Source organism: Cellulomonas timonensis (genome assembly GCF_900046455.1).
Classification (GTDB): Bacteria; Actinomycetota; Actinomycetes; order Actinomycetales; family Cellulomonadaceae; genus Cellulomonas_A; species Cellulomonas_A timonensis.
On record NZ_FCOT01000012.1, the window covers coordinates 422,043 to 443,887 of the forward strand.

Annotated in this window: 26 protein-coding genes; 10 read left to right on the plus strand and 16 right to left on the minus strand. The window is 72.5% G+C overall.

The genetic code is table 11. The annotated features are described in order from the left end of the window. The first annotated feature begins 8 nt into the window (after positions 1-8). Positions 9-776: a PspA/IM30 family protein gene (locus tag BN3788_RS10350; RefSeq protein ID WP_066585410.1), complete on the plus strand. Its 768-nt coding sequence runs from the start codon at positions 9-11 to the stop codon at positions 774-776. Between the two features lie 60 nt (positions 777-836). On the opposite strand, the gene BN3788_RS10355 is transcribed toward BN3788_RS10350, so the two are convergent. Continuing rightward, positions 837-1,619: a type 1 glutamine amidotransferase gene (locus BN3788_RS10355; RefSeq protein WP_066585411.1), complete on the minus strand. Its 783-nt coding sequence runs from the start codon at positions 1,617-1,619 to the stop codon at positions 837-839. A 101-nt stretch (positions 1,620-1,720) separates the two neighbouring features. On the opposite strand from BN3788_RS10355, the gene BN3788_RS10360 reads away from it, so the two are divergent. The 4 genes from BN3788_RS10360 (at position 1,721) to BN3788_RS10375 (ending at position 5,135) form a co-directional block, all read left to right on the plus strand. Further along, the gene (locus BN3788_RS10360) at positions 1,721-2,455 is read left to right on the plus strand and encodes a response regulator transcription factor (protein ID WP_066585413.1); all 735 of its coding nucleotides are present in this window, start codon (positions 1,721-1,723) and stop codon (positions 2,453-2,455) included. Further along, on the plus strand, positions 2,452-3,963 hold the full coding sequence (locus BN3788_RS10365; RefSeq protein ID WP_082812794.1) for a sensor histidine kinase: 1,512 nt from the start codon (positions 2,452-2,454) through the stop codon (positions 3,961-3,963). The genes BN3788_RS10360 and BN3788_RS10365 overlap by 4 nt, the downstream gene beginning before the upstream one ends. Before the next feature lie 50 nt (positions 3,964-4,013). Continuing rightward, positions 4,014-4,709 carry an HD domain-containing protein gene (locus BN3788_RS10370; protein WP_066585415.1) on the plus strand — a complete coding sequence of 232 codons (696 nt, stop codon included), beginning with the start codon at positions 4,014-4,016 and terminating at the stop codon, positions 4,707-4,709. 135 nt (positions 4,710-4,844) lie between these two features. Beyond that, on the plus strand, positions 4,845-5,135 hold the full coding sequence (locus BN3788_RS10375) for a WXG100 family type VII secretion target (RefSeq protein WP_066585417.1): 291 nt from the start codon (positions 4,845-4,847) through the stop codon (positions 5,133-5,135). Positions 5,136-5,164: 29 nt separating this feature from the next. On the opposite strand, the gene BN3788_RS10380 is transcribed toward BN3788_RS10375, so the two are convergent. The 6 genes from BN3788_RS10380 to urtA form a co-directional block, all read right to left on the minus strand. Next, the gene (locus BN3788_RS10380; protein ID WP_066585420.1) at positions 5,165-5,881 is read right to left on the minus strand and encodes a GntR family transcriptional regulator; all 717 of its coding nucleotides are present in this window, start codon (positions 5,879-5,881) and stop codon (positions 5,165-5,167) included. Position 5,882: 1 nt separating this feature from the next. Then, the gene (gene urtE / locus BN3788_RS10385) at positions 5,883-6,584 is read right to left on the minus strand and encodes an urea ABC transporter ATP-binding subunit UrtE (protein ID WP_234346598.1); all 702 of its coding nucleotides are present in this window, start codon (positions 6,582-6,584) and stop codon (positions 5,883-5,885) included. After that, positions 6,581-7,393: an urea ABC transporter ATP-binding protein UrtD gene (gene urtD, locus BN3788_RS10390; protein WP_066585427.1), complete on the minus strand. Its 813-nt coding sequence runs from the start codon at positions 7,391-7,393 to the stop codon at positions 6,581-6,583. The genes urtE and urtD overlap by 4 nt, the downstream gene beginning before the upstream one ends. Next, positions 7,390-8,607, minus strand: coding sequence for an urea ABC transporter permease subunit UrtC (urtC, locus tag BN3788_RS10395; protein WP_082812795.1), 1,218 nt, complete (start codon positions 8,605-8,607; stop codon positions 7,390-7,392). The genes urtD and urtC overlap by 4 nt, the downstream gene beginning before the upstream one ends. Then, positions 8,604-9,488 (minus strand): urea ABC transporter permease subunit UrtB, encoded by an 885-nt coding sequence (gene urtB / locus BN3788_RS10400; RefSeq protein WP_066585429.1) that lies wholly within the window; start codon positions 9,486-9,488, stop codon positions 8,604-8,606. Before urtB ends, urtC begins: the two co-directional genes overlap by 4 nt. Before the next feature lie 80 nt (positions 9,489-9,568). After that, positions 9,569-10,834, minus strand: coding sequence for an urea ABC transporter substrate-binding protein (gene urtA / locus BN3788_RS10405; RefSeq protein ID WP_066585431.1), 1,266 nt, complete (start codon positions 10,832-10,834; stop codon positions 9,569-9,571). A gap of 228 nt (positions 10,835-11,062) precedes the next feature. Here urtA and BN3788_RS10410 point away from each other — a divergent pair, with 228 nt between their 5' ends. Further along, complete coding sequence (locus tag BN3788_RS10410) at positions 11,063-11,332, plus strand: DUF4031 domain-containing protein (RefSeq protein WP_066585433.1); 270 nt, start codon at positions 11,063-11,065, stop codon at positions 11,330-11,332. A 101-nt stretch (positions 11,333-11,433) separates the two neighbouring features. Here the strand turns inward: BN3788_RS10410 and groL are convergent, their stop codons facing one another. After that, positions 11,434-13,059: a chaperonin GroEL gene (gene groL / locus BN3788_RS10415; RefSeq protein ID WP_066585436.1), complete on the minus strand. Its 1,626-nt coding sequence runs from the start codon at positions 13,057-13,059 to the stop codon at positions 11,434-11,436. Between the two features lie 250 nt (positions 13,060-13,309). Here groL and BN3788_RS10420 point away from each other — a divergent pair, with 250 nt between their 5' ends. Further along, positions 13,310-13,777 (plus strand): hypothetical protein, encoded by a 468-nt coding sequence (locus BN3788_RS10420; RefSeq protein WP_066585438.1) that lies wholly within the window; start codon positions 13,310-13,312, stop codon positions 13,775-13,777. Continuing rightward, positions 13,774-14,727 (plus strand): hypothetical protein, encoded by a 954-nt coding sequence (locus tag BN3788_RS10425; protein ID WP_187138375.1) that lies wholly within the window; start codon positions 13,774-13,776, stop codon positions 14,725-14,727. Before BN3788_RS10420 ends, BN3788_RS10425 begins: the two co-directional genes overlap by 4 nt. On the opposite strand, the gene BN3788_RS10430 is transcribed toward BN3788_RS10425, so the two are convergent. The 4 genes from BN3788_RS10430 to BN3788_RS10445 all read right to left on the minus strand — a co-directional run bounded on the left by BN3788_RS10430 (position 14,681) and on the right by BN3788_RS10445 (position 17,619). Then, the gene (locus BN3788_RS10430) at positions 14,681-16,168 is read right to left on the minus strand and encodes a phytoene desaturase family protein (protein WP_066585440.1); all 1,488 of its coding nucleotides are present in this window, start codon (positions 16,166-16,168) and stop codon (positions 14,681-14,683) included. The two genes, BN3788_RS10425 and BN3788_RS10430, sit on opposite strands and share 47 nt — an antisense overlap. A 142-nt stretch (positions 16,169-16,310) precedes the next feature. Next, complete coding sequence (locus BN3788_RS10435) at positions 16,311-16,514, minus strand: cold-shock protein (protein WP_066585442.1); 204 nt, start codon at positions 16,512-16,514, stop codon at positions 16,311-16,313. Between the two features lie 94 nt (positions 16,515-16,608). Then, positions 16,609-17,235, minus strand: a complete 627-nt coding sequence (locus BN3788_RS10440) for a LytR C-terminal domain-containing protein (RefSeq protein ID WP_066585444.1) — start codon at positions 17,233-17,235, stop codon at positions 16,609-16,611. Positions 17,236-17,310: 75 nt separating this feature from the next. Further along, positions 17,311-17,619 carry a DUF3263 domain-containing protein gene (locus BN3788_RS10445; protein ID WP_066585447.1) on the minus strand — a complete coding sequence of 103 codons (309 nt, stop codon included), beginning with the start codon at positions 17,617-17,619 and terminating at the stop codon, positions 17,311-17,313. A gap of 114 nt (positions 17,620-17,733) precedes the next feature. Here BN3788_RS10445 and BN3788_RS10450 point away from each other — a divergent pair, with 114 nt between their 5' ends. Together BN3788_RS10450 and BN3788_RS10455 are read left to right on the plus strand one after the other, a co-directional pair. Beyond that, positions 17,734-18,435 (plus strand): uracil-DNA glycosylase, encoded by a 702-nt coding sequence (locus BN3788_RS10450; protein WP_261797911.1) that lies wholly within the window; start codon positions 17,734-17,736, stop codon positions 18,433-18,435. Positions 18,436-18,525: 90 nt separating this feature from the next. After that, positions 18,526-19,377: an SGNH/GDSL hydrolase family protein gene (locus tag BN3788_RS10455; protein ID WP_234346599.1), complete on the plus strand. Its 852-nt coding sequence runs from the start codon at positions 18,526-18,528 to the stop codon at positions 19,375-19,377. 24 nt (positions 19,378-19,401) lie between these two features. Here BN3788_RS10455 and BN3788_RS10460 read toward each other — a convergent pair whose 3' ends face one another. The 4 genes from BN3788_RS10460 to BN3788_RS10475 all read right to left on the minus strand — a co-directional run bounded on the left by BN3788_RS10460 (position 19,402) and on the right by BN3788_RS10475 (position 21,831). Next, positions 19,402-19,812: a hypothetical protein gene (locus tag BN3788_RS10460; protein WP_147525107.1), complete on the minus strand. Its 411-nt coding sequence runs from the start codon at positions 19,810-19,812 to the stop codon at positions 19,402-19,404. A gap of 128 nt (positions 19,813-19,940) precedes the next feature. Then, a complete protein-coding gene (locus BN3788_RS10465; RefSeq protein WP_066585453.1) occupies positions 19,941-20,750 on the minus strand; it encodes a hypothetical protein in 810 nt (269 codons plus the stop codon). Continuing rightward, on the minus strand, positions 20,747-21,259 hold the full coding sequence (locus tag BN3788_RS10470; protein WP_066585456.1) for a signal peptidase I: 513 nt from the start codon (positions 21,257-21,259) through the stop codon (positions 20,747-20,749). Before BN3788_RS10470 ends, BN3788_RS10465 begins: the two co-directional genes overlap by 4 nt. A gap of 152 nt (positions 21,260-21,411) precedes the next feature. After that, entirely contained in the window at positions 21,412-21,831 is a 420-nt protein-coding gene (locus BN3788_RS10475) for a hypothetical protein (RefSeq protein WP_066585459.1), read from the minus strand. Positions 21,832-21,845: the final 14 nt, after the last annotated feature.

Below are 21,845 nucleotides of genomic sequence, written 5' to 3' on the forward strand. Positions count from 1 at the left end.
CAGCACCCATGACCGAGAAGCAGAGCGTCTTCGGCCGCATCACCCAGCTGGCCAAGGCCAACATCAACGCGCTGATCGACAGCGCCGAGGACCCGCAGAAGATGCTGGACCAGCTGGTGCGCGACTACACCAACTCGATCGCCGACGCCGAGAAGGCCATCGCCCAGACCATCGGCAACCTGCGCCTCGCCGAGCAGGACTACAACGCGGACGTCGCCGCCGCGCGCGAGTGGGGCGGCAAGGCCATCGCCGCGTCGACGCGGGCCGACCAGTACCGCGCGCAGGGCGACACGGCGAGCGCCGACAAGTTCGACAACCTCGCCAAGGTCGCGATCCAGAAGCAGATCGCCGCCGAGGGCGAGGTCAAGCAGGCCGAGCCGATGATCGCCTCGCAGCGCGAGACGGTGGAGAAGCTCAAGAGCGGCCTCGCGCAGATGAAGGACAAGCTCGGCCAGCTCAAGCAGCGTCGCGACACGCTCGTGGCCCGGCAGAAGTCGGCCCAGGCGCAGCAGCAGGTGCAGTCCGCGATCGGCTCGATCAACGTGCTCGACCCGACGAGCGAGATCGCGCGCTTCGAGGAGAAGGTCCGCCGCCAGGAGGCCCTCGCGATGGGGCAGGCCGAGCTGGCCGCGTCGTCCCTCGACGCGCAGTTCGCCGAGCTGGAGGCGTCAGGCGAGGAACTCGAGGTCGAGGCGCGCCTGGCCGCCCTCAAGTCGGGCTCGTCGAACGCGACGGCGATCGAGTCCACGGCTGTGACGCCGGAGATCGAGCGCTGAGACTCCCGAGGGGCGGATGCCCCCAGAGGTGAATGCGGGGTGGGGTGGGCGCGGGCGCGCTCACCCCACTGGCATGTCCGGGGCGAGGACGCGGGCCAGCTCGGCCTCGTGCAGCCCGGCGCGCAGTCGAACGAGGTCGGCGAATGCCGCGCCGATCGCCTGGCCGCCCATGGTGATCTCGCGCTCCTGCGCCATGAACGCCTCGACCACGACCTCGGGGGCGATCCCGTCCTCCGCGGCCCACACCGCCAACGTCTCCGCGCCCGCCTCGGGATGGAACTGCAGGCCCCACGCCGATCCGGTGCGGAACGCCTGGTAGGGGTACGTGGCGGACGCCGCGAGCCACACCGAGCCGGCCGGGAGCTCCACGACGGCATCCGCGTGCCAGCTCGGCATCGGGGTGCTCCGCCGTGCCTGGCCCAGGCCCGCGAGGCGGCCCACCAGCGGGTCGCCGGTCGCGTCCGGGCGCCACCGCACGTCGATCACACCGTGCTCCAGCCCGGGCGGCGCGCCCACCTGCACACGCCCGCCGCGCGCCACCGCCAGGAGCTGGGCGCCCAGGCAGATGCCCAGCGTGGGGGTCTGCGCGTCGACGCAGGCCGAGAGCAGCGCGCGCGTGGCGGGCAGCCACGGGGCCCGCGCGTCGTCGTAGGCGGACATCGGGCCGCCCAGGACGACCAGCCCGTCGCCGGCCTCGGCGGCGCCCACCGGGACCGGTTCGCCCTCGTCGGCCCGGACCAGCCGCACCCGCACCCCGGGCAGCCAGTCGGCCAACCGGTCGAGGCCCACATCCGGGGAGCTCTGCAGGACAGTCACGACGGGGAGCGGGGACTCGGGGATCACGGTGAGGAAACTACTCCCCCGCCGGCGTCGACGGCACGTCCGTGACCTGCCACTGAGCGCGCCCTCAGGAGACTTCCAGGGTCTGCGCGCACACTGGGGTCATGACCGGTGCGCCCGTTGAGCCCGAGGCTCGGCTCTTGGTCGTGGATGACGAGCCCAACATCCGCGAACTGCTCGCCACGTCCCTGCGCTTCAGCGGCTTCGAGGTCCACTCGGCCGCAGACGGCGCCAGCGCGCTGCGCCTCGCGCGCCTCGTCGACCCCGACCTCGTGGTGCTCGACGTGATGCTGCCCGACATGGACGGCTTCACCGTGACCAGACGGCTGCGCGAGAAGGGCCAGCACGTCCCCGTCCTGTTCCTCACGGCCCGTGACGACACCGCCGACAAGGTCCAAGGCCTGACGGTCGGCGGCGACGACTACGTGACCAAGCCGTTCAGCCTCGAAGAGGTCGTCGCGCGCATCCGCGCCATCCTGCGCCGCACCAGCCCGTCCGAGCTGCTCGAGGGCAACCTGCTGCAGTACGCCGACCTCGAGCTCGACGAGGACAGCCACGAGGTGCGCCGCGCCGGGCACTTCATCGACCTGTCGCCCACCGAGTTCAAGCTGCTGCGCTACCTGATGCTCAACCCCGGGCGGGTGCTGTCCAAGCAGCAGATCCTCGACCACGTCTGGCAGTACGACTGGGGCGGCGAGGCGAACATCGTCGAGTCCTACATCTCCTACCTGCGGCGCAAGATCGACCAGGTCAAGACCGCCGACGGCGCCCCCGTGACCCCTCTGATCCACACCAAGCGCGGGGTCGGCTACATGCTGCGCCAACCGACCGGGACATGAGCGCGGCACGCACGTGGTGGTCCAGGACGCCGCTTCGGACCCGGCTCGTCGCGCTGATCACGGTGCTGCTCGCGGCGGGCCTGGCGGTCGCGGGGACCACCACCGCGGTGTTGGCCCAGCGCCACCTCGTGGGGCAGGTCGACCGGCAGCTGGCCCGGCAGGCCGAGGAGCTCGCGCAGGACAAGCTCGACCAGCTGTTCGGGGGCGGCTCGGTGCGCTCCGACCGCTCGGTGCTCCCCAGCGACTACTCGGTGGTGGTCACGCTCCTGGACGGCACAAGCGTCGACCTGGGCCGTGAGGCCACCTACGCCGAGTACGGCACGCCCCGGATCCCGTCGATGACCGTCGACCAGGCCCTGGCGGCCGACGGCGAGCCGTTCACCGTCGGCAGCTCGCGGGCGGGGTCGTCGTGGCGCACTGTCGTGATCCCGTTCCAGACCGTGACGGGATACTCCCTGACCGCGGCGGTCAGCCTGCCCCTGGCCGACCTCGAGAGCACCGTGCGCCGCATCGTGCTCGTGCTGGCGCTCAGCGGCGTCGGCATCGTCGCGCTCGGGGCCCTCGTGGGCGGCTGGGCCGTGCGGCGCTCGCTGCGGCCGTTGCGCCACATCGAGTCCACTGCCGCGGCCATCGCCGCCGGCGACCTGTCCCAGCGCGTGCCCGCGGCCCCGGAGAGCACCGAGGTCGGGCGGCTCGGCGCGTCGCTCAACGGGATGCTGACGCAGATCGAGCAGGCGTTCGCCTCCCGGACCGCCTCGGAGCACCGGATGCGGCGGTTCGTGGCGGACGCGTCACATGAACTGCGCACCCCGCCCGCGGCGATCCGCGGCTACAGCGAGCTGTACCGGATGGGCGCGCTCAAGGAGCCGGAGCAGGTGGACGACACCATGCGCCGCATCGAGCAGTCGGCCACCCGGATGGGGGCGCTCGTCGAGGACCTGCTGACCCTGGCCCGGATGGACGATGGGCGCCCGATGCGCGCCGACGAGGTCGACCTCATGGTGCTGGTCGGCGACGCGCTCAGCGACCTGCACGCGCTCGACCCGAGCCGCCCGCTGCGCCTGGAGCCCGACGGCGGCCCGTGCCCCGTGCTCGGCGACGAGCCGCGGCTGCGGCAGGTGTTGGCGAACCTCGTGGGGAACGTGGTGCAGCACACCCCGGCAGGCAGCCCCGTCGAGATCGGCGTGGCCGCGCAGGACGGCGCCGCCGTGCTCACGGTGCGCGACCACGGCCCCGGGATCGACCCCGAGCACGCCGCGCGGGTGTTCGAGCGCTTCTACCGGGTCGACGCGAGCCGTGTCCGGGGGTCCGCCGGCGCCGGGGGCGCGGGCGGCGCAGGCCTCGGGATGGCCATCGTCGCGGCCATCGTGTCGGCGCACCAGGGCGAGGTCGCGATATCCCAGACGCCGGGCGGAGGGACGACGGTGCAGGTCAGCCTGCCGCTGGCGGCAGCCGTCGAGAGTGCCCCGCAGCAGATGTCAGCGGACTGGGAGCCTTCGGCGCGCTGAGGGCTACGATGGCCCGTCCGAGCACGAGAGCGACACGTGAGGGCTGTCTCATGGGCGTCTATGACGCACCACAGTGGTTGAAGTCGGCGTACGTCCGCAGCGCCGTCGAGGCTGGCGCCACCGCCCCGCCCGGTCAGATCCGGGAGGTCGCCGAGTCGCTCATCCTCCGCTGGTCCTCCCCCGGGCGCCGCTATCACAACCTGCGGCACCTGATCGATGTGCTGGCGCATGTCGACGAGCTCGCGGAGGAGACCCACGAGCCCGACCTGGTGCGGCTGGCGGCCTGGTACCACGGGGCGAAGTTCGACGCCGCGGAGGCCGCCGCCTACGCGAACAAGGGCGGCGAGGATGAGCCGGGCAGCGCACGGCTGGCGCTCGACGAGCTGCTCTCGCTGGGTGTGCCGGAGCGTGCGGCGCGGCGCGTCCATGAGCTCGTGAACGCGCTGGCCCACCACCACGCGGAGCCGGGCGACTTCGACGGGGCAGTGCTGTGCGACGCCGACCTGGCGATGCTGGCCGCCGAGCCGCAGCGGTACAAGGCCTACCTGCAGGAGATTCGCGCCGAGTACGCGCACCTGCCGGTGGAGGACTACCTGCGCGCCCGAGTGGCCATCATCGGGCGGCTACTGGACCGGCCGCAGCTCTTCACCAGCCCGCTCGGCGCCGTCTGGGAGGAACCCGCGCGGCAGAACCTCGCCGCCGAACGGCAGCGGATCGACCGGGAGCTGACCGCGCTCACGCACTGACCGCGGAGCCTGCCCGGTCATGCGCCCACCCACAGCCCGCGTCGGCCCGCGCCCGGCCACGGCCGGCGACACGGCGCCGTGGTGCTGCGCACACTCTGCGTAACGTCCCTCGCTCCATCACAGGAGGAGGACGCCATGAGCAGGTACGAGGTCGATAGCGCCCAGGTCGGGCAGGCGGCAGCTGCCGTGCAGGCCCGCACCGCAGCGGTCCGCGCGGAGGTCGCGGCGATGCAGCGACAGCTCACCGAGCTGCAGGGCGCCTGGCGCGGGGGCGCGGCGACCGCGTTCGCGGGCGTCATGACGGAGTGGGGCGCCACGCAGGTCCGCGTCGAACAGGCGCTGGACCACATCACCGCCGCGTTGCAGACGGCAGCCCGGACCTACGCCGACGCCGAGGAGCAAGCCTCCCGGCTGTTCCTGCGATGAGCACGTGCCGGGGCTTCCGACACTCGACCTCAGCCCGCGAGCGCCATCCGCGTCATCGCCGTGCTGGCCCGGTCCATGACCACCTCCAAGGACTCGCCCACGTGGCGGTGCAGCGCTGTGAGCGCCTCCTCGAGCCGGCGGTGCAGCACCAGTTCCAGGATCTCGATGTGCTCGACCACCGTCGCCGTGATCCGGTCGGGCTCCACGAAGTCGTGCATGCGCACCACGCGGATCTTGTGGTTCACCGCGACGAGCGCAGCGGTGAGCTGGTCGTTGCCGGAGGCCCGGGACAAGGTGACGTGGAACCGCTCGTCCAACAGCACGAAGCCGGGCGTCGGCTCGGGCGGGTCGTCCCGCAGCGGCAGCCACCGGGCGAGCTCGTCGCGCAGCAGCCCCTCGGCGTGGCGGACGTCCGGGTTCTCGATGGCGCGTGCGATGCCCCGCAGCTCCAACGTGATGCGCAGCTCGTAGAGGTCCCGCAGGTCGGCGAGGCTCGGCACCACCACCGCGTAGCCGTAGTCGGTGCGCTCGACCAGGCCGTCCGCCAGCAGCCGCGCGAGCGCCTCCCGCACCGGGGTGCGGGACACGCCGAACGCCTTGCCGAGCTTCGGCTCGGTGAGCCGCTCACGCACGGGGACACGACCGCCGAGGATCTCGTCCCGCAACCGCTCGTAGATGACGTCGCGCAACGCCCGCGAACCTGCCTGCTCGGCCTCCACCGGCTGAGCGCCCGCTGTCCCACCCATGTCACAGCGCCATCGCGGCCCGGACTTGCTCCTCCTTCTCCGCGCCTCCGGTCCCCTCGTCGCGTACCCGGCCAGACTCGAGCACCACGTAGCGCGCGGCGGCTGAGAGGGCGAAGCCCACGTGCTGCTCGACCAGGAGCACCGCGAGGTCGCCAGCCCTCGTCAGCGCCAGCACGGCGTCTTCGATCTCGGCGACCACCGACGGCTGGATGCCCTCGGTCGGCTCGTCGAGCAGCAGCACCCGGGGGCCGGTGATGAGCGCCCTCGCGATCGCGAGCTGCTGGCGCTGCCCGCCCGACAGCAGCCCCGCGCGACGGCCCAGCAGCCCGCGCAGCGCCGGGAACAGGTCGAGGGCCTCGTCGGTGCGGGCCGCGCCAACCCCACGCGGCTGGGCGTCGGCGACGAGCTGCAGGTTCTCCCGGGCGGTGAGCTGCCCGAAGGCCTGCTGGCCCTGCGCCACGTACGCCAGCCCGCGGCGCACCCGCTGATGCGGCCGCAGCCGGGTGACGTCCTGCCCGTCGAGCCGCACTGCTCCGGACTGCGGCCGGAGCAGCCCCACGGCGGCGCGCAGCAGCGTCGTCTTCCCCGCGCCGTTGTGGCCCATGACCGCCACGACGCCACCGGCCGGCACCGTGAGGCTGACGCCATGGACCACGGATGTCCGCCCGTACCCGACGTGCACCTCGGAGAGCTCGAGCATCATGACCCCGTCCCGGCGCCGACGGCGCGCCCTCGCGACCCGCTGCCGAGGTACACCTCGACGACACGCGGGTCAGCCTGCACATGCGCCACCGATCCCTCGCTCAGCACCCTGCCCTGATGCAGCACGGTGACGGACGAGGCGAAGCTGCGCAGGAACTCCATGTCGTGCTCGACGACCACAACGGTCCGCTCGGCGCCGATGCGCCGCAGGAGCTGCCCGGTCTCCTCGCGTTCGGCATGGCTCATGCCCGCCACCGGCTCGTCGAGCAGCAGCAGCCGCGCATCCTGCACCAGCAGCATCCCGATCTCCAGCCACTGCTTCTGCCCGTGCGCGAGCACCCCGGCGAGCCGGTCCCGCGCGCCGGCCAGCCCGATCGTCTCCAGCGCCTCCTCGACGGCAGGCGGCGTCCCCGACCGCTTCCGCTGCAGAGTCCCCGGCCCCCGGCGGGAGCCCGCCGCGATGTCGAGGTTCTGCAGCACGGTGAGCTCGTCGAAGACGCTGGCGGTCTGGAAGGTGCGCCCCACCCCCGACCGCGCGATGCGGTGCACCTTGTTCCCGACCAGCTCGACCCCGCCGAACTGCGCGGACCCCGTGGCGGGCGCCAACCCCGTGAGCGCGTCGACGATCGTCGTCTTCCCGGCGCCGTTGGGCCCGATGAGGAACCGCAGGTCGCCCGGGGTCACCGTGAGGTCCACGCCGCCCACCGCCACGAACCCGTCGAACTCCACCCGCAGGCCACGGACCTCCAGGTAGTCGTGCCGGAAGCGCTGGTCTGTGCCCTCGGGCTCCGTCGTGTCGGTGTCGGTCATGGCAGCCTCCCGGCGGTCGCCGCAGATGAGTCGGAGGTGGCGGGTGCGGTGGTCGCGTCGCCGGGCGCGGCCGGCACGGCGTCGTCGGGCGGAGTGGGATCGGGCGGAGTCGGCTCGGGCGGAGTGGCTGGCCCTGACTCCTCGGCCCCGGCTCGGCGCCGTCGCCACACCGCGCCGAGGGATGCGAGCCCGCCGGGCAGGAACGCCACGACCAGGATGAACAGCGCGCCCTGGAAGTAGATCCACATCGACGGGAAGGACTCCGACAGGCTGGTCTGCGCCCACGACACCGCGATGGCGCCGAGCACCGGGCCCAGCAGCGTGGCCCGGCCGCCGATGGCGACACCCACGAGGAACGCGATGGACGGCACCACGCCGACGTCCGCCGGGGAGATGATCCCGACGATGGGCACGAACAGCGCCCCGCCGATGCCGGCGAACGCGGCGGCCACCGCGTAGGCGACGACTTTGACCTTCGCGGGGTCGTAGCCGAGGAACCGGACGCGGTTCTCCTGATCGCGCACCGCGACGAGCAGCTCGCCGAACCTCGACACCATGAGCCTCCGCACCACGGCCACCATCACCAGCAGCGTCCCCGCGGCGATGAAGAACAGCATCCGCTTGTTGACCGGGTCGGCGAGGTCGAAGCCGAAGAACGAGCGGAACCCGTTGAGCCCGTTGGTGCCGCCGGTGACCTTCTGCTGCCCGATGAGCAGGATCGCGAACGCCGCGGCGAGCGCCTGGGAGAGGATCGCGAAGTATGCCCCGCGCACCCGGCGGCTGAACACCGCCCACCCGAGGCCCGTGGCCACGAGCACCGGGACCACGACGATCGCGAGGATCGTCACCACAGGACTGCGGAACGGCTCCCACCAGCCCGGCACCGTGCCGTCGCCGTACAGGAGCATGAAGTCCGGCACCCCGCCCGGCCCGGCGTCGGCGAGCTTGAGGTGCATGGCCATGAGGTACCCGCCCAGGCCGAAGTACACGCCCTGGCCGAGGGTGAGCATCCCGCCGCGCCCCCAGGCCAGCCCGATGCCGACGGCGACCATGGCCAGGCACAGGAACTTCGCCAGCAGGTTGAGCCGGAAGTCGGAGAGCGCGGCGGGCGCGACGCCGAACAGCAGCACTGCGGCGATGCCGAAACCACCGAGGGTGCGCGCCCTGCCGCCGGCGAGCAGGCGCTCCCGGGCGGTGGCCAGCTGCGCGCTCATGCCAGGCTCCGGGTCCGCATGGCGACCAATCCCTGGGGCCTGGCCTGCAGGAACGCGACGATCGCCACGAAGACGAGCACCTTCGCGATGCTCGTGGTGGTCGAGTACTCGATGCTCGCCTGCAACAGGCCCAGCGCGAAGGCGGCGATCACGGTGCCCTTGAGCTGCCCGATGCCCCCGGCGACGACCACGAGGAACGCGTCGACGATGTAGGCGGTGCCGAGCGTCGGGCCGATGGACCCGAGCAGGGTGAGGGTGACTCCCGCGACGCCTGCGACACCTGAGCCGATGAAGAACGTCAGCCGGTCGGTGGCCCGGGTGGAGATGCCCGTGGTCTCGGCGAGGTCGCGGTTCTGCACGGTGGCGCGGATCTGGCGGCCCAGCGGTGTGAGCCGCAGCACCAGCGCGAGCGCCGTCACGCAGACGATGGCAACCAGCAGGATGAACAGCCGGGTCTTGGGCATACCGATCCCGAACACCTGCACGGCGCCCGACAGCCACTGCGGCGCCCGCACATCGACGTTCGGCGCCCCGAACACATCCCGCGCGAGCTGCTGGAGCACCAGCGCGACGCCCCAGGTGACGAGCAGCGTGTCGAGGGGGCGACGGTGCATCCGGGACAGCAGCGTGACCTCGAGCAGCAGCCCGATCAGCCCGCCCACCAGGAACCCGATGACAAGCGAGACCAGCAGCGACACCCCCGCGTCGCCGACGACTCCCTGCACCACGTACGCGGTGTAGGCGCCGGCCATCATGAGCTCGCCGTGCGCCATGTTGATGACGCCCATCTGGCCGAAGGTGAGCGCCAGGCCCAGCGCCGCGAGCAGCAGCACCGACCCGAGGCTCAGCCCGGCGAACAACTGTGAGAACAGGGCATCCATCCCCGGCCCCTTTCCGTGCGGCCGGCCCGTCCCGGCGCCGTGGTGGCGGCGCCGGGACGGACGGGCGGTGGCGGCTCAGGTCAGGAGAGGCCCTCGGCCCAGTCGTAGCCCTTGAGGAACGGGTCGGGCTCGATGGCGCCGTCAGAGGCCCACTCGGTGTGGATCAGGCCGTCGGCGCCGATCTTGCCGATGAGCGCGGTCTTGGCGATGTGGTGGTTCTCGCCGTTGACGGTCACCGTGCCCTCGGGGGCGTCGAAGGTGACCCCGTCGGCGGCCTCCTGGATGGCCGCCACGTCGAAGGACTCGGCCTTCTCGACCATGAGCTTCCACAGGTGCAGCGAGGTGTAGGCGGCCTCCATCGGGTCGGAGGTGACGCGGTCCTCGCCGTAGGCGGCCTTGAACGCCTTGACGAAGGTGGTGTTCTCGGCGCTCTCGACGGTCTGGTAGTAGTTCCAGGCGGTCAGCTGGCCCTCGATGTTCTCCACGCCGATGCCGCCGACCTCCTCCTCGGCGATCGACACCGAGACGACGGGCAGCGCGTCCTTGCCGAGGCCGGCGTTCTTGTACTCCTTGAAGAACGCCACGTTGGAGTCGCCGTTCAGGGTGTTGAAGACCGCGTCGGCCCCGGAGCCCTTGAGCTTGTTGACGATCGTCGAGAAGTCCGTGTGGCCGAGCGGCGCGTACTCCTCGCCGACGATCTCGATGCCGTTGGCCTCGGCGTACGCGTTGATGATCTTGTTGGCCGTGCGCGGGAAGACGTAGTCGGAGCCGACCAGGAAGACCTTCGTCTTGCCCTGCTCCTTGAGGTAGTCCATGCCGGGGACGATCTGCTGGTTGGTCGTGGCCCCCGTGTAGAAGATGTTCGGGGACGACTCCAGCCCCTCGTACTGCACCGGGTAGAACAGCAGCGAGTCCTTCGCCTCGAACACGGGGAGCATCGCCTTGCGGCTCGAGGAGGTCCACCCGCCGAAGACCGCGGCGACGCAGTCGCTGGCGATGAGCTTCTCGGCCTTCTCGGCGAAGACCGTGGGCTCCGACGCGCCGTCCTCGCCGATCACCTCGAGCTGCTTGCCGAGCACGCCGCCGTCGGCGTTGATCTCCTCGGCGGCGAGGTCCAGCGCGTCGCGCACGGTCTGCTCGGAGATCGCCATCGTGCCGGACAGCGAGTTGAGGAATCCGATCTTCACCGTGTCACCCGAGGTGTCGACGCAGGAGGCTCCTCCGGAGGCCGACGCGGCGGCGGGGTCGGCGGCGGAGTCGGTGCGGGAGCCGCAGCCGCTGACGGCCAGGACGACCGTGAGCGCGACGGCTGGCAGCGCGAGTGCGCGGGGGCGAGGTCTGGTCAACGGAGTGCCTTTCGCTGGAGGGATTCCTGCGTGGTCAGGCCAGGGACCGTCGGGGACCACCGCGCTGTGTCCCGGCGTGTATACGTCCCTGTGGCCATGACGCTGGACGCTAGAGAGGCGGTGTTTCGTCCCCCTTCGCCGCGCGTGAACACGACGTTTCGGGTCGGTCTCGATCCCGACGCGCCCCCGTGCCCGGTCCCGACAGCCCGCCGACGTAGCCTCAGACGCATGACCGTGCTCATCGACCCGCCGTTGTGGCCACGGCACGGCGTGCTGTGGAGCCACCTCGTCAGCGACTCGTCCCTCGCCGAGCTGCACGAGCTCGCCGGGCGCGCGGGCCTCCCCCGGCGGGCCTTCGGCCCCGACCACTACGACGTGCCGCACACCCGCCACGCCGAGCTCGTCGCGCTGGGGGCCGTCCCCGTCGACACCCGTGAGCTGGTCCGACGGCTGCGCGCCTCCGGCCTGCGCGTCCGCCCCGCCGACCGCGTGGGCTGACCGACAACAGAACGACGGGCCGGCCGCCCGAAGGCAGCCGACCCGTCGTTTCTGTCGTGCTGTGAAGCTGAGCCGCGTGAGCGCGGACCCTGATCAGTCGATCAGAAGTCCATGCCGCCCATGCCGCCGTCGCCACCGCCCTGAGGCGCCGACTTCTCGGGCTTGTCCGCCACGACCGCCTCGGTCGTGAGGAACAGGGCCGCGATGGACGCCGCGTTCTGCAGCGCCGAGCGCGTCACCTTGACCGGGTCGTTGACGCCCGCGGCCATGAGGTCCTCGTACACGCCGGTCGCGGCGTTGAGGCCGTGACCCGTCGGGAGGTTGCGGACCTTCTCGGCCACGACGCCACCCTCGAGACCGGCGTTGATCGCGATCTGCTTGAGCGGGGCGTCGATGGCGACCTTGACGATGTTCGCGCCGGTCGCCTCGTCGCCCTCGAGCACGAGGGTCTCGAAGGCCGTCTTGCCGGCCTGGATGAGCGCGACGCCACCACCGGCGACGATGCCCTCCTCGACGGCGGCCTTCGCGTTGCGAACGGCGTCCTCGATGCGGTGCTTGCGCTCCTTGAGCTCGACCTCGGTCGCCGCGCCGGCCTTGATGACGGCCACGCCGCCGGCCAGCTTCGCGAGACGCTCCTGGAGCTTCTCACGGTCGTAGTCCGAGTCCGAGTTCTCGATCTCGGCGCGGATCTGCGCGACACGACCGGCGATCTGGTCGGCCTCGCCGGCGCCCTCGACGATCGTGGTCTCGTCCTTGGTCACGACGATCTTGCGCGCCTGGCCCAGGACCTCGAGGCCGACCGTGTCGAGCTTGAGGCCGACGGTCTCGGAGACGACCTGGCCGCCCGTGAGGATGGCCATGTCCTGCAGCATCGCCTTGCGGCGGTCGCCGAAGCCCGGGGCCTTGACGGCGACGGACTTGAACGTGCCACGGATCTTGTTGACGACGAGCGTGGCCAGGGCCTCGCCCTCGACGTCCTCGGCGACGATGAACAGCGGCTTGCCGGACTGGATGACCTTCTCCAGCAGCGGCAGCAGGTCCTTGACGTTCGAGATCTTCGACTCGACCAGCAGCACGTAGGCGTCCTCGAGGACGGCCTCCTGGCGCTCCGGGTCCGTGACGAAGTACGCCGACAGGTAGCCCTTGTCGAAGCGCATGCCCTCGGTCAGCTCAAGCTCGAGGCCCAGCGCGCTGGACTCCTCGACCGTGATGACGCCTTCCTTGCCGACCTTGTCGAGTGCCTCGGCGATGAGCTCGCCGATCGCGACGTCACCGGCGGAGATCGCGGCCGTGGCGGCGATCTGCTCCTTGGTCTCGACCTCCTTCGCCTGCGCGAGGAGCTGGGCGGTGACGGCCTCGACGGCCTTCTCGATGCCCTTCTTCAGGGCGATGGGGTTGGCGCCGGCCGCGACGTTGCGCAGGCCCTCGCGCACGAGCGCCTGGGCGAGCACCGTGGCGGTCGTCGTGCCGTCACCGGCGACGTCGTCCGTCTTCTTGGCGACCTCCTTGACGAGCTCGGCGCCGATCTTCTCGAACGGGTCCTCGAGGTCGATCTCCTTGGCGATCGAGACACCGTCGTTGGTGATCGTGGGGGCGCCCCACTTCTTGTCCAGCACGACGTTGCGGCCCTTCGGGCCGAGGGTCACCTTGACGGTGTCGGCGAGGATGTTGAGCCCTCGCTCGATGCCGCGCCGGGCCTCCTCGTTGAAGGCAATGATCTTGGCCATGGGGCTGTGATCCTTCACTTGACTCGTTGTTCGACCAGACGGTGCCCGCGACGGACGGAACTCCTGCGCGCGGTCATGTCCCGCAAGCAGGTCGAACCTCACCTGTCAGTCGGTGATTCTGTCACTCTCCACCGGAGAGTGCTAACTCCATGGGTAGCACTCAGCACCCACGAGTGCAAGACGCGCCCGGTTGGCGGATCCACCGCCAAACCCCTCCCACGGGCCCGGGTCGCCCCGTAATGTGCCCGCCATGCCGAGTGAACCCTCCGAACCGATCAGGCTCAGGCGGCTCCCTCGAGCATGGCGCCTGACAGCCACCGCCGCGGTCCTGGGCGTCCTCGCCACCGCGCAGTTCGTCGACACCAACGACTGGTTCCCGTTCGGCTCGCTGTCCCAGTACGCGACGGCGCGCGACCTCAACGGCACGGTGAAGTCGATCTCGATCGAGGCGGTCAACGCGTCCGGCGAGACGCTCCGGGTCCCGCTGAACCAGACGGGCGTCGGGGTCGGCCGCGCCGAGATCGAGGGACAGCTCGGGCGCATCCTCGCCGACCCCGCGCTGCTGCAGTCGATCGCCGACGCGCACGCCGGCCTGCACCCCGACGAGCCCGCGTACACCGAGCTCACGGTGGTCCGCAGCACCCGCGCCCTCGTCGACGGCCGCCCCTCGGGTGAGCCCACCCACGAGGCCCTCGCCACCTGGACGGTGCAGCCGTGACCGCCTCGCCCCCCGAGCAGCCCGCGCCCACCGTCGGCGCGGATGACACCCGCCCCGCCACGTGGCGCCGCGCGCTGGGCGCCGTGGGCCGCTGGTGGACGTCCCCCGTGCCCCTCGCCCGCGTGGCGGTGCTGCGGCTCGTCATCTACCTGTTCGTCATCTTCGATGTGCTGACGCTCACCAACGACGTCATCCCGCACGGCTACGCCCCGGACCTGTACCAGCCGACGCTGATCGGGCGGATCCTGCCGTTCCCCACGCCCTCCCCGGGGGTCGGCTGGCTCCTGCTCGTGACCATCATCGCCGGGTCGCTCGTGGCGGCCAGCGGCCTGCTGCCGCGCATCGCGGGCGGCGTCGTCGCGGTGGCCTACCTCGCCTGGATGGTGAACTCCCAGGGGTTCGCGTACGTCTCCCACGACCATCTGGCGCTGATCGTGGCCACCCTGGTGCTGCCGACGGTGGGCCGCGCCCGGTTCACCGACCTGCGCGCGTCCGAGGCCGGCGGGTGGGCGCTGCGCGCCATCCAAGTCGCGACGGTGGCCACCTACGTGGGCTCGGCGGTCAACAAGGTGGCCCGCACCGGGTCGCCGTGGGCCTGGGCGAACGGCGCCGTGTTCACCTGGGCGATCATGCGGCGCGGCTCCGACGTCATCACGTGGACTCTCGAGTACCCATGGCTGCTGCGCCTGAGCCAGTGGGGGCTGCTCGTCGCTGAGGTCCTCTCCCCCGCGGTCTTCTGGCTGCGCGGGAAGTGGCTGGCCCTGGCGATCGGGTTTTTCCTCGTGTTCCACCTGGCGACCTACGTGAGCCTGGGCATCCACTTCCTGCCCACGGTGGTCTGCTGGGCCGCGTTCGCGCCGCTGGAACGGCTCGTGCCGCCGGTGCAGCGCGCCTGGCGGCGGATCACCCGGCGGCAGCCCGATCCGGGGCCAGCGACGGCAGGCGCGTGATCCCGAAGCGGTCGCGCAGCGCCCTGCGCGCCGCGTACCAGCCGCCGAGGCCATGCACGCCGGGTCCGGGCGGCGCCGACGCCGAGCACAGGTAGACGCCCGGCAGCCCGCCGCTGAACGGGTCCCAGGCGAGCCGCGGGCCGATGAGCACGCGGTTCAGCGTCACGGCGCCGGCGGCGATGTCCCCGCCGGGGTAGTTCGCGTTGTGGGCGCTCATCTGGGCGGCGGGGGTGGCCTGCGACGCGACGACGATGTCGCGGAAGCCGGGGGCGAACCGCTCGAGCTGCGCGGTGACGGCCTCGGTGGGGTCCTGGGTCGATCCCGCGGGCACGTGCGCGTACGTCCACAACGGCCGGCGACCGCCGGAGCCGATCCGTCCGGGGTCGACGATCGCGGGGTCGCTCACCAAGACGACGGGCCGCTCGGCGTGCCGGCCCGCCACGAGCGCGGCCTCGGCGGCGGCCATCTCGGCGCGGGTGCCGCCCACGTGGACGGTGCCCGCGAGCCCGACCTCCGGACGCGCCCACGGCACCGGGCCGGAGAGCACGAAGTCCACCTTGGCCGCCGCATTGCCGTATCGGAACCGTCCGAACGCCCGCGCGACGCGCAGGGGCAGCCGGTCGCCCAGCACCCGCAGGAGGGTGTGCGGCGTGGTGTCGAACAGGTACGCGCGGGCACGGGGCAACTCGTCGAGGTCCGTGACCTCCGTGCCGGTCAGCAGGGTCCCACCGTGCGCCCGCAGGTCCGCGACCAGCGCGTCCGTGATGGCCTGGCTGCCCCGGCGCGGGATGGGCCAGCCCACGCCGTGCGCGAGCCCGGCCAGCATCAGCGCCGCGCCTGACGCGGGCACCGACGGCAGTGGCGTGATGGCGTGCGCGGCCACCCCGGTGAGCAGCGCGGCGGCCTCGTCGCCGCGGAACCGCAGCCCCCACGCCGGGCTCCCCTGCTCGAGGACCCCCAGTCCGTAGCGGGCCGCCGTCACCAGGTGGCGCGGCACGCTGCGCCGGTCGCCCAGCGCGATCTCGACGAGCCCTTCCCGGTCCGCCGCGAGGGGCCCCAGAAGCCGCCGCCAGGCCGCGCCGTCGCGTCCGAGCCCCGCGGCGGTGCGCTCGACCGACCGGTAGGCGAGCGCCGCGCGGCCGCCGTCGAGCGGCTGGGCGTACTCCACGTCGGGCACGAGCAGATCGACGCGGGCCGCGAGGTCGAACTCCCGCATGAACGGCGAGGCCAGCGCCATGGGGTGCACTGCCGAGCACAGGTCGTGCATCACGCCGTCCGCGAGGCCCAGGTCGACGGTGCGCGCGCCTCCGCCGAGCGAGTCCTGCGCCTCGACCACCTGCACCGACAGGCCCGCGCGCGCGAGGGTGACGGCGGCCGCGAGCCCGTTGGGGCCGGATCCGACGACGACGGCGTCGAGCTCGGTCGAGCGGGTGGGTCTCATAGGGCCATCCTGGCGCATCCGACCCCGCCCGAGACGGCGGATGGCGCACGGCGGACGGCCGAGGGCCGCGCACCTGTGGGTGCGCGGCCCTCGACGTGCTGCTCGGGTCACTCCATGCTGAGTGGTGCTGGGTGCTGCGTGATCAGACGGGTCGAACCTGCTCGGCCTGAGGCCCCTTCGTCCCCTGACCCACCTCGAAGTCGACCTGCTGCCCCTCTTCGAGCGAGCGGTAGCCGTCCGTCTGGATCGAGCTGTAGTGGACGAAGAGGTCCTGTCCGCCGCTGACCGGCGTGATGAACCCGTACCCCTTCTCCGCGTTGAACCACTTGACGGTCCCCTGGGCCATTCCGTGCTCCCTTGCCTACGTTCGCGCCACGCCCCGCCGGCGTCGCGGTGGTGGTGAGCCTAGACCTGGGAGGGTCGCTCCGACCAGGGGTTCGTCACGGTGTGTAGTCCTTTGCCACCACTGCGGTGATTCCGCTTGGCGACTGGGTGGGCGACAGCTCGACCTTGGTGATGCCCAGCGTCGTGGCGACCTCGGCGGCGGTGACGGCCTGGTCCTCGGTGGCGTAGTACACCCCGGAGGTGGTCGTGGCGGCCCCGGTGTAGTTCCCCGAGTCCACTGTGGTGAACCCGGCTGCGGTGAGCTTGTCGGCGGTCTTGCCCGCGAGGCCGGAGACCTTGGCGGCGTTGAGCACCATCACGGCTGTCGTCTTGTCGGCCACCGGCGCGGGGGCCTCGGGCTCCGCGGACTCCGCGTCCGGCTCGGGGGCCGCCTCCTCGCCGCCCTCGGCCGCGTCCTCGCCCTCGCCCTCGGCGCCCTCGTCGCCGACCGGGTCGCCGGCAGGGGCGTCGGAACTGGCGTCGGAGCTCGACCCGAGCCCGTCCCAGCTGTACAGGGAGTTCACGACGCCGAAGGCCAGCGCGGGGAACAGCACCAGCACCAGCAGGAACGGCCACACGCGGCTCCATCGGGAGCGCGGGGCGCGGTGCACGCCGCGTGGGCCGACAGAGCCGTCGACGACGTCGAACTCATCGTCCGGGTACGGATAGCTGCCCTTGGTCACGGCGGACAGGCTAACGGGTGCGGCTGGGGAGCGTGGCGGGGACGCGACGGCGAGCCTCGATGACGCCCGATCTGCTCAACCCTCGACGCCAAGCCGCCGGGCCGTGCGGGCGCGCTGGCGGGTGGAGCGCATGCGGCGCAGGCGCTTGACCAGCATCGGGTCGTGCTCGAGGGCTGCCGGGGAGTCGATGAGGGCGTTGAGCACCTGGTAGTAGCGCGTGGCGGACATGTCGAAGAGCTCGCGGATCGCCTGTTCCTTGGCGCCCGCGTACTTCCACCACTGCCGTTCGAACGCCAGCACCTGCTCGTCGCGCGCGGACAGTCCGGGCTGCTCGGCGCGCGTCGCGCCCACCTGCTCCCGCTCCTCGGTGGCCGTGGCCTCCATGCGTCCTCCTCGCCAGACGACGTCGGCCCCAGGCCGACCTCGTCATGGTAAGCGCGAATCACATCAGTGTCATTCAGGCGCCACCGCGTCAGGGGGCGCGGGTAGCCTCCGGCCGTGGACACCACCCCCCTCGCCCGACATGCCACGGACGACCTGTCGGCGCTGATGGCGCCGGACTGGGCCCGCGCGCTGGCGCCTGTCGAGGCTCGGCTGCGGGCCGCCGCCGCGCACGCCGCGGCCGAGGAGCGCTCCGGGCAGGTCGTGCTGCCCGCGGGGCCCGACGTGCTGCGCGCGTTCGCCCGCCCGCTGGCGGACGTGCGCGTGCTCGTGGTGGGGCAGGACCCGTACCCGACGCCGGGGCACGCGATGGGCTTGTCGTTCTCGGTGCAGCCCCACGTGCGACCGCTGCCCCGCTCCCTGGCGAACCTCTTCACCGAGCTCGTCGCGGACACGGGAGTCGCGCCGCCCACGTCGGGCGACCTCAGCCCGTGGGCCGATCAAGGCGTCATGCTGCTCAACCGCGTGCTGACCGTGCGCGCAGGCGAGCCGGGCTCACATCGCGGAAAGGGCTGGGAGGCGGTGACCGACCGCGCCATCGCGGCGCTGGTCGAACGCTCGGGCCCGCTCGTCGCCGTGCTGTGGGGGCGCGACGCCCAGACGCTGCGGCCGGCGCTCGGGGCGACGCCGGTGGTCGCCAGCGCCCATCCGAGCCCGTTGTCGGCGCGACGCGGGTTCTTCGGCTCGCGGCCGTTCTCGGCGGTGAACGGCCTGCTGCGCGCGCAGGGCGCCGAGCCGGTGGACTGGGCGCTCCCCTGAGCGCGTCGCACATCGGCCCACGCTCCAGCGGGGACGACACGACGCGCCCAGAGCGCGCGCCGCAGCGGCCGACGGTTGCAGAATGAGCGGGTGAGCAACCCCATCTCCTCACCTCCGACGGCTGGGGACACGCACGTGCCGCCGTGGGCGAGGTTCGTCGCCCTGGGCGACTCCTTCACCGAGGGCCTGTGGGACCAGCCCGCGGAGGGCGGCCCCTGCCGAGGCTGGGCGGACATGCTCGCGAGCAAGCTCTCGGCCCGCCGCGTCGACGCCGGCCAGGAGCCGCTCGAGTACGCGAACTTCGCCGTGCGCGGGCTCCTGCTGCACCCCATCGTCTCCGAGCAGCTCCCCCGCGCGCTGGACCTCGCACCGGACCTGGTGAGCCTGGTGGGCGGAGGCAACAACATGCTGCGGCCCGCGACGGATGTCGACGCCATGGCCCGTGAGCTCGAGGACGCCGTTGTGCAGGCGACCCGAGCCGGCAGCCACGTGCTGCTGGCCACCGGCATGGACGCCGCCGACAGCCTGCTCGTGCGGCGCACCCGCAACCGCACAGCCGTGTTCAACTCGCACGTCTGGTCGATCGCCCGCCGGCACAACGCCAGCGTGCTGGACCTGTGGGGCATCCGGTCGCTGCGGGACTGGCGGATGTGGTCGGCCGACCGCATCCACCTCACCACCGAGGGGCACACCCGCGTCGCGCAGGCCGCGCTCGTCGCGCTGGGGCTGGCGCCCGATGACCCTGACTGGGACAACCCGCTCACCCCGCTGCCGCCCACACCCCGCCTCCAGCAGGCCCGCGACGACGTCCAGTGGATGCGCGAGCACCTGTACCCGTGGGCGACGCGGCGGCTGCGCCGGACCACACCGGAGGGCCGGGTGGCCAAGCGTCCCGAGCTGGCGCCGGTGGCGCACGCCCCCTCGGGCGCCCATCCGGGCTGACCGGCGGCCCACGACGTCGGCTGCTCAGTTGGTGACGAGGTCGCCCATCACCAGCGACGCCGCGTCGACATCCGACGCCAGCACGGGCACGTCGAGCTCAGCGGCGCGGGCGGCGCCGTGGCCGCGGGTCGGCACGTCGGCCACCAGGCTGCCGTCAGCGGAGAGCAGCGCCACGCGCAGGCCGATGTCCGCGCACTCGTCGGGCACCCCGGTCAGGCGCAGCCCGGTGACGGCGTGGCCACCCAGGCCCGTCAGGTACTCGACGTCGTAGCCGATGACGATCTGAGCGGACGCGCAGCCGTGCGGGGAGGCGCCGATCTGCGACTCCCCGTCACCCGTGAGGGCGTCGACCGTGGAGATGGCGAGTCCGGCCACACCGAGCACGGCCAGCCAGCCCGCGGCCATGCGACGGGCACGCTTCTGACCTGAGCTCATGGGCATTCGCCTCCTGCGCACGCCACGGCCGATCCTTCGACCTGACGTCACCATCGGCGCCTGCGCGTCGGAGGTGAGGGGTCGGGAGCCCGTTCACCCGGCTGCGCGCCGGTGCGGCTCCGGAGGCGTCAGGAGCAGCTCAGCAGGTTTCCGCCCGCCGACGCGAACCCCTGCACCTCCAGCGAGCGAGCCTCCCCCGCGACGACCGTGTGGTACGAGCCCCACGACTCCGTGCCCTTCACGGTGACGAGCCGGGGCACGTCAGAGCACGCGCTCGCGCTGACCTTCACCAAGCCGCCCTGCTGGTCGGAGAGCCCGGCCGCGACGAACGGGAACAGCGTGGTGTCCGACAGGTTGAGCGTGAGCTGCCAGGTGACGGGCTTCGTCGAGGTGGTGCTGACCTCGAACCGGCGCAGGTACGTCCGGGAAGCCCCCGAGCCCCACTCATGCGAGCTCGTGACCTTCACGTCGCATGTGGCGGCCGGGTTGCCGGGCACCGTGCAGGCGATGCCAGGCACGGGCGTGGGCGTGGGCGCCGACCAGGCCGGCGTGACGCCCCAGCCGTCGACGGTGAGCGCCACACCCCGCACCGCCGACGGCGTGAACGCGGCGACGGGGATCGTCGCGGTGGCCCCGGCGGCGGGCAGCGTGGCCACCGCGTCGGCGGGCGCGAGCGGCCCGGACGCGCCGAGCAGCCGCAGCCTGACCGACTTGCCCCCGCAGTCGGCGGGGACCTGGCGGATGGTGACGCTCGTGGCCGTCCCGCCCGTCGTCGGGCCGGACTCGACGGGCAGCTCGGGGGCGCACCGCTCGGCGACGGTGAGCGTGCTGAGCCGGATGCCGCTGAGCGGCAGCGTCGCGGCGCTCGCGGTGGACAGCCCTGCGATGAGGAGGGCGCCGATCACGGCGACGGCGTACAGGAGGCGGCGCCGGCTCATCGGGCATCCTCCTCGAAGTCGGCGGGAGCGGTGGCGTCGGCGGGCTCGAGCGCTCCGGCGTCGGCATCCTCAGCGCGACTCGGCCACAGCAGGATCGCCGCGGCGACCACCAGCAGCGACACCCACGTCAGGGGCATCAGCAGGATCGACGCGACCACGCCGACCTGCGGCAGATGCAGCCTCGCGACACCCAGCACCTCGTCCGCCGTGGGCATCCACGGGTCGGTGAAGTCGTTGTTGTCACCCTGCATCCGCCAGCCGGCCTCGGCGTCGCCACCGATGATGCGGTGGATGACCCGGCCGCCGTTCTCCGTCGCCGGCTGGTACACGACCACGTCGCCCACCGCGGGCTCTCCGCAGCGCGCGACCACCAGGTCGCCCGTCGCGTACGTGGGGTCCATCGAGTGCCCCGAGACGATCGTCAGCGTGGTGCAGCCGCCCAGAGTCGAGGGCCACAGCGCCCACACGGCCACCGCCAGGAACAGCAGCAGCCCGAGGTTCGCCACCACGCCCCGCAGCCGACGCGCGCGAGGCGAGTCGGCTGCGGGGGTGGCGGCGGGCGCCAGTGCAGTGGTGATGGGTCTCTCCCAGAACGATCACGCGACGGCCTCGACGCGGCGGGTCGCCGCCGCGTCGAGGCTCAGTCAGAGACTGACGAGGCTCAGTCGGAGATGACGACCGAGACCTTCGCGACGGCCGACGCCGAGACGGACGCGGACGGCGCGCCGAGGCTGACGGCGCCCGCGGAGGCGACACCGGTGACCTGCCCCAGCGAGGCGCCCGAGGCGTCGATCAGGTCGGCCTTGACGGCCTTGCCGGCGCAGGCCGCGTCGACGTCCTTGAGCTTCACGCCGGACACGTTGTAGCCGGGGTTCGAGGCGCTCGCGGCGAAGGAGTCGTCGAAGCCGACGCTGATGGGGGTCCCGGTGGGCTGGCACGAGGCCACCACCACGGTGTTGGCGGCGAGCGTCCCGCCTTCGAGGTTGAGGGTGGCGGCCGAGGCCAGCGCGAGGCCGGCAACTCCGAGCACGGCCATGGAGACAGCGGCGGTCTTGCGGCGGGGGAATGAGAAGCGGGCCATGGGGAAACTCCTGG

Coding starts and splice junctions, on each gene's coding strand:
- BN3788_RS10350 (WP_066585410.1), top strand. CDS start 9: ATGACCGAGAAGCAGAGCGTCTTCGGCCGCATCACCCAGCTGGCCAAG.
- BN3788_RS10360 (WP_066585413.1), top strand. CDS start 1,721: ATGACCGGTGCGCCCGTTGAGCCCGAGGCTCGGCTCTTGGTCGTGGAT.
- BN3788_RS10365 (WP_082812794.1), top strand. CDS start 2,452: ATGAGCGCGGCACGCACGTGGTGGTCCAGGACGCCGCTTCGGACCCGG.
- BN3788_RS10370 (WP_066585415.1), top strand. CDS start 4,014: ATGGGCGTCTATGACGCACCACAGTGGTTGAAGTCGGCGTACGTCCGC.
- BN3788_RS10375 (WP_066585417.1), top strand. CDS start 4,845: ATGAGCAGGTACGAGGTCGATAGCGCCCAGGTCGGGCAGGCGGCAGCT.
- BN3788_RS10380 (WP_066585420.1), bottom strand. CDS start 5,881: ATGGGTGGGACAGCGGGCGCTCAGCCGGTGGAGGCCGAGCAGGCAGGT.
- urtE (WP_234346598.1), bottom strand. CDS start 6,584: ATGATGCTCGAGCTCTCCGAGGTGCACGTCGGGTACGGGCGGACATCC.
- urtD (WP_066585427.1), bottom strand. CDS start 7,393: ATGACCGACACCGACACGACGGAGCCCGAGGGCACAGACCAGCGCTTC.
- urtC (WP_082812795.1), bottom strand. CDS start 8,607: ATGAGCGCGCAGCTGGCCACCGCCCGGGAGCGCCTGCTCGCCGGCGGC.
- urtB (WP_066585429.1), bottom strand. CDS start 9,488: ATGGATGCCCTGTTCTCACAGTTGTTCGCCGGGCTGAGCCTCGGGTCG.
- BN3788_RS10410 (WP_066585433.1), top strand. CDS start 11,063: ATGACCGTGCTCATCGACCCGCCGTTGTGGCCACGGCACGGCGTGCTG.
- groL (WP_066585436.1), bottom strand. CDS start 13,059: ATGGCCAAGATCATTGCCTTCAACGAGGAGGCCCGGCGCGGCATCGAG.
- BN3788_RS10420 (WP_066585438.1), top strand. CDS start 13,310: ATGCCGAGTGAACCCTCCGAACCGATCAGGCTCAGGCGGCTCCCTCGA.
- BN3788_RS10430 (WP_066585440.1), bottom strand. CDS start 16,168: ATGAGACCCACCCGCTCGACCGAGCTCGACGCCGTCGTCGTCGGATCC.
- BN3788_RS10435 (WP_066585442.1), bottom strand. CDS start 16,514: ATGGCCCAGGGGACCGTCAAGTGGTTCAACGCGGAGAAGGGGTACGGG.
- BN3788_RS10445 (WP_066585447.1), bottom strand. CDS start 17,619: ATGGAGGCCACGGCCACCGAGGAGCGGGAGCAGGTGGGCGCGACGCGC.
- BN3788_RS10460 (WP_147525107.1), bottom strand. CDS start 19,812: ATGAGCTCAGGTCAGAAGCGTGCCCGTCGCATGGCCGCGGGCTGGCTG.
- BN3788_RS10465 (WP_066585453.1), bottom strand. CDS start 20,750: ATGAGCCGGCGCCGCCTCCTGTACGCCGTCGCCGTGATCGGCGCCCTC.
- BN3788_RS10475 (WP_066585459.1), bottom strand. CDS start 21,831: ATGGCCCGCTTCTCATTCCCCCGCCGCAAGACCGCCGCTGTCTCCATG.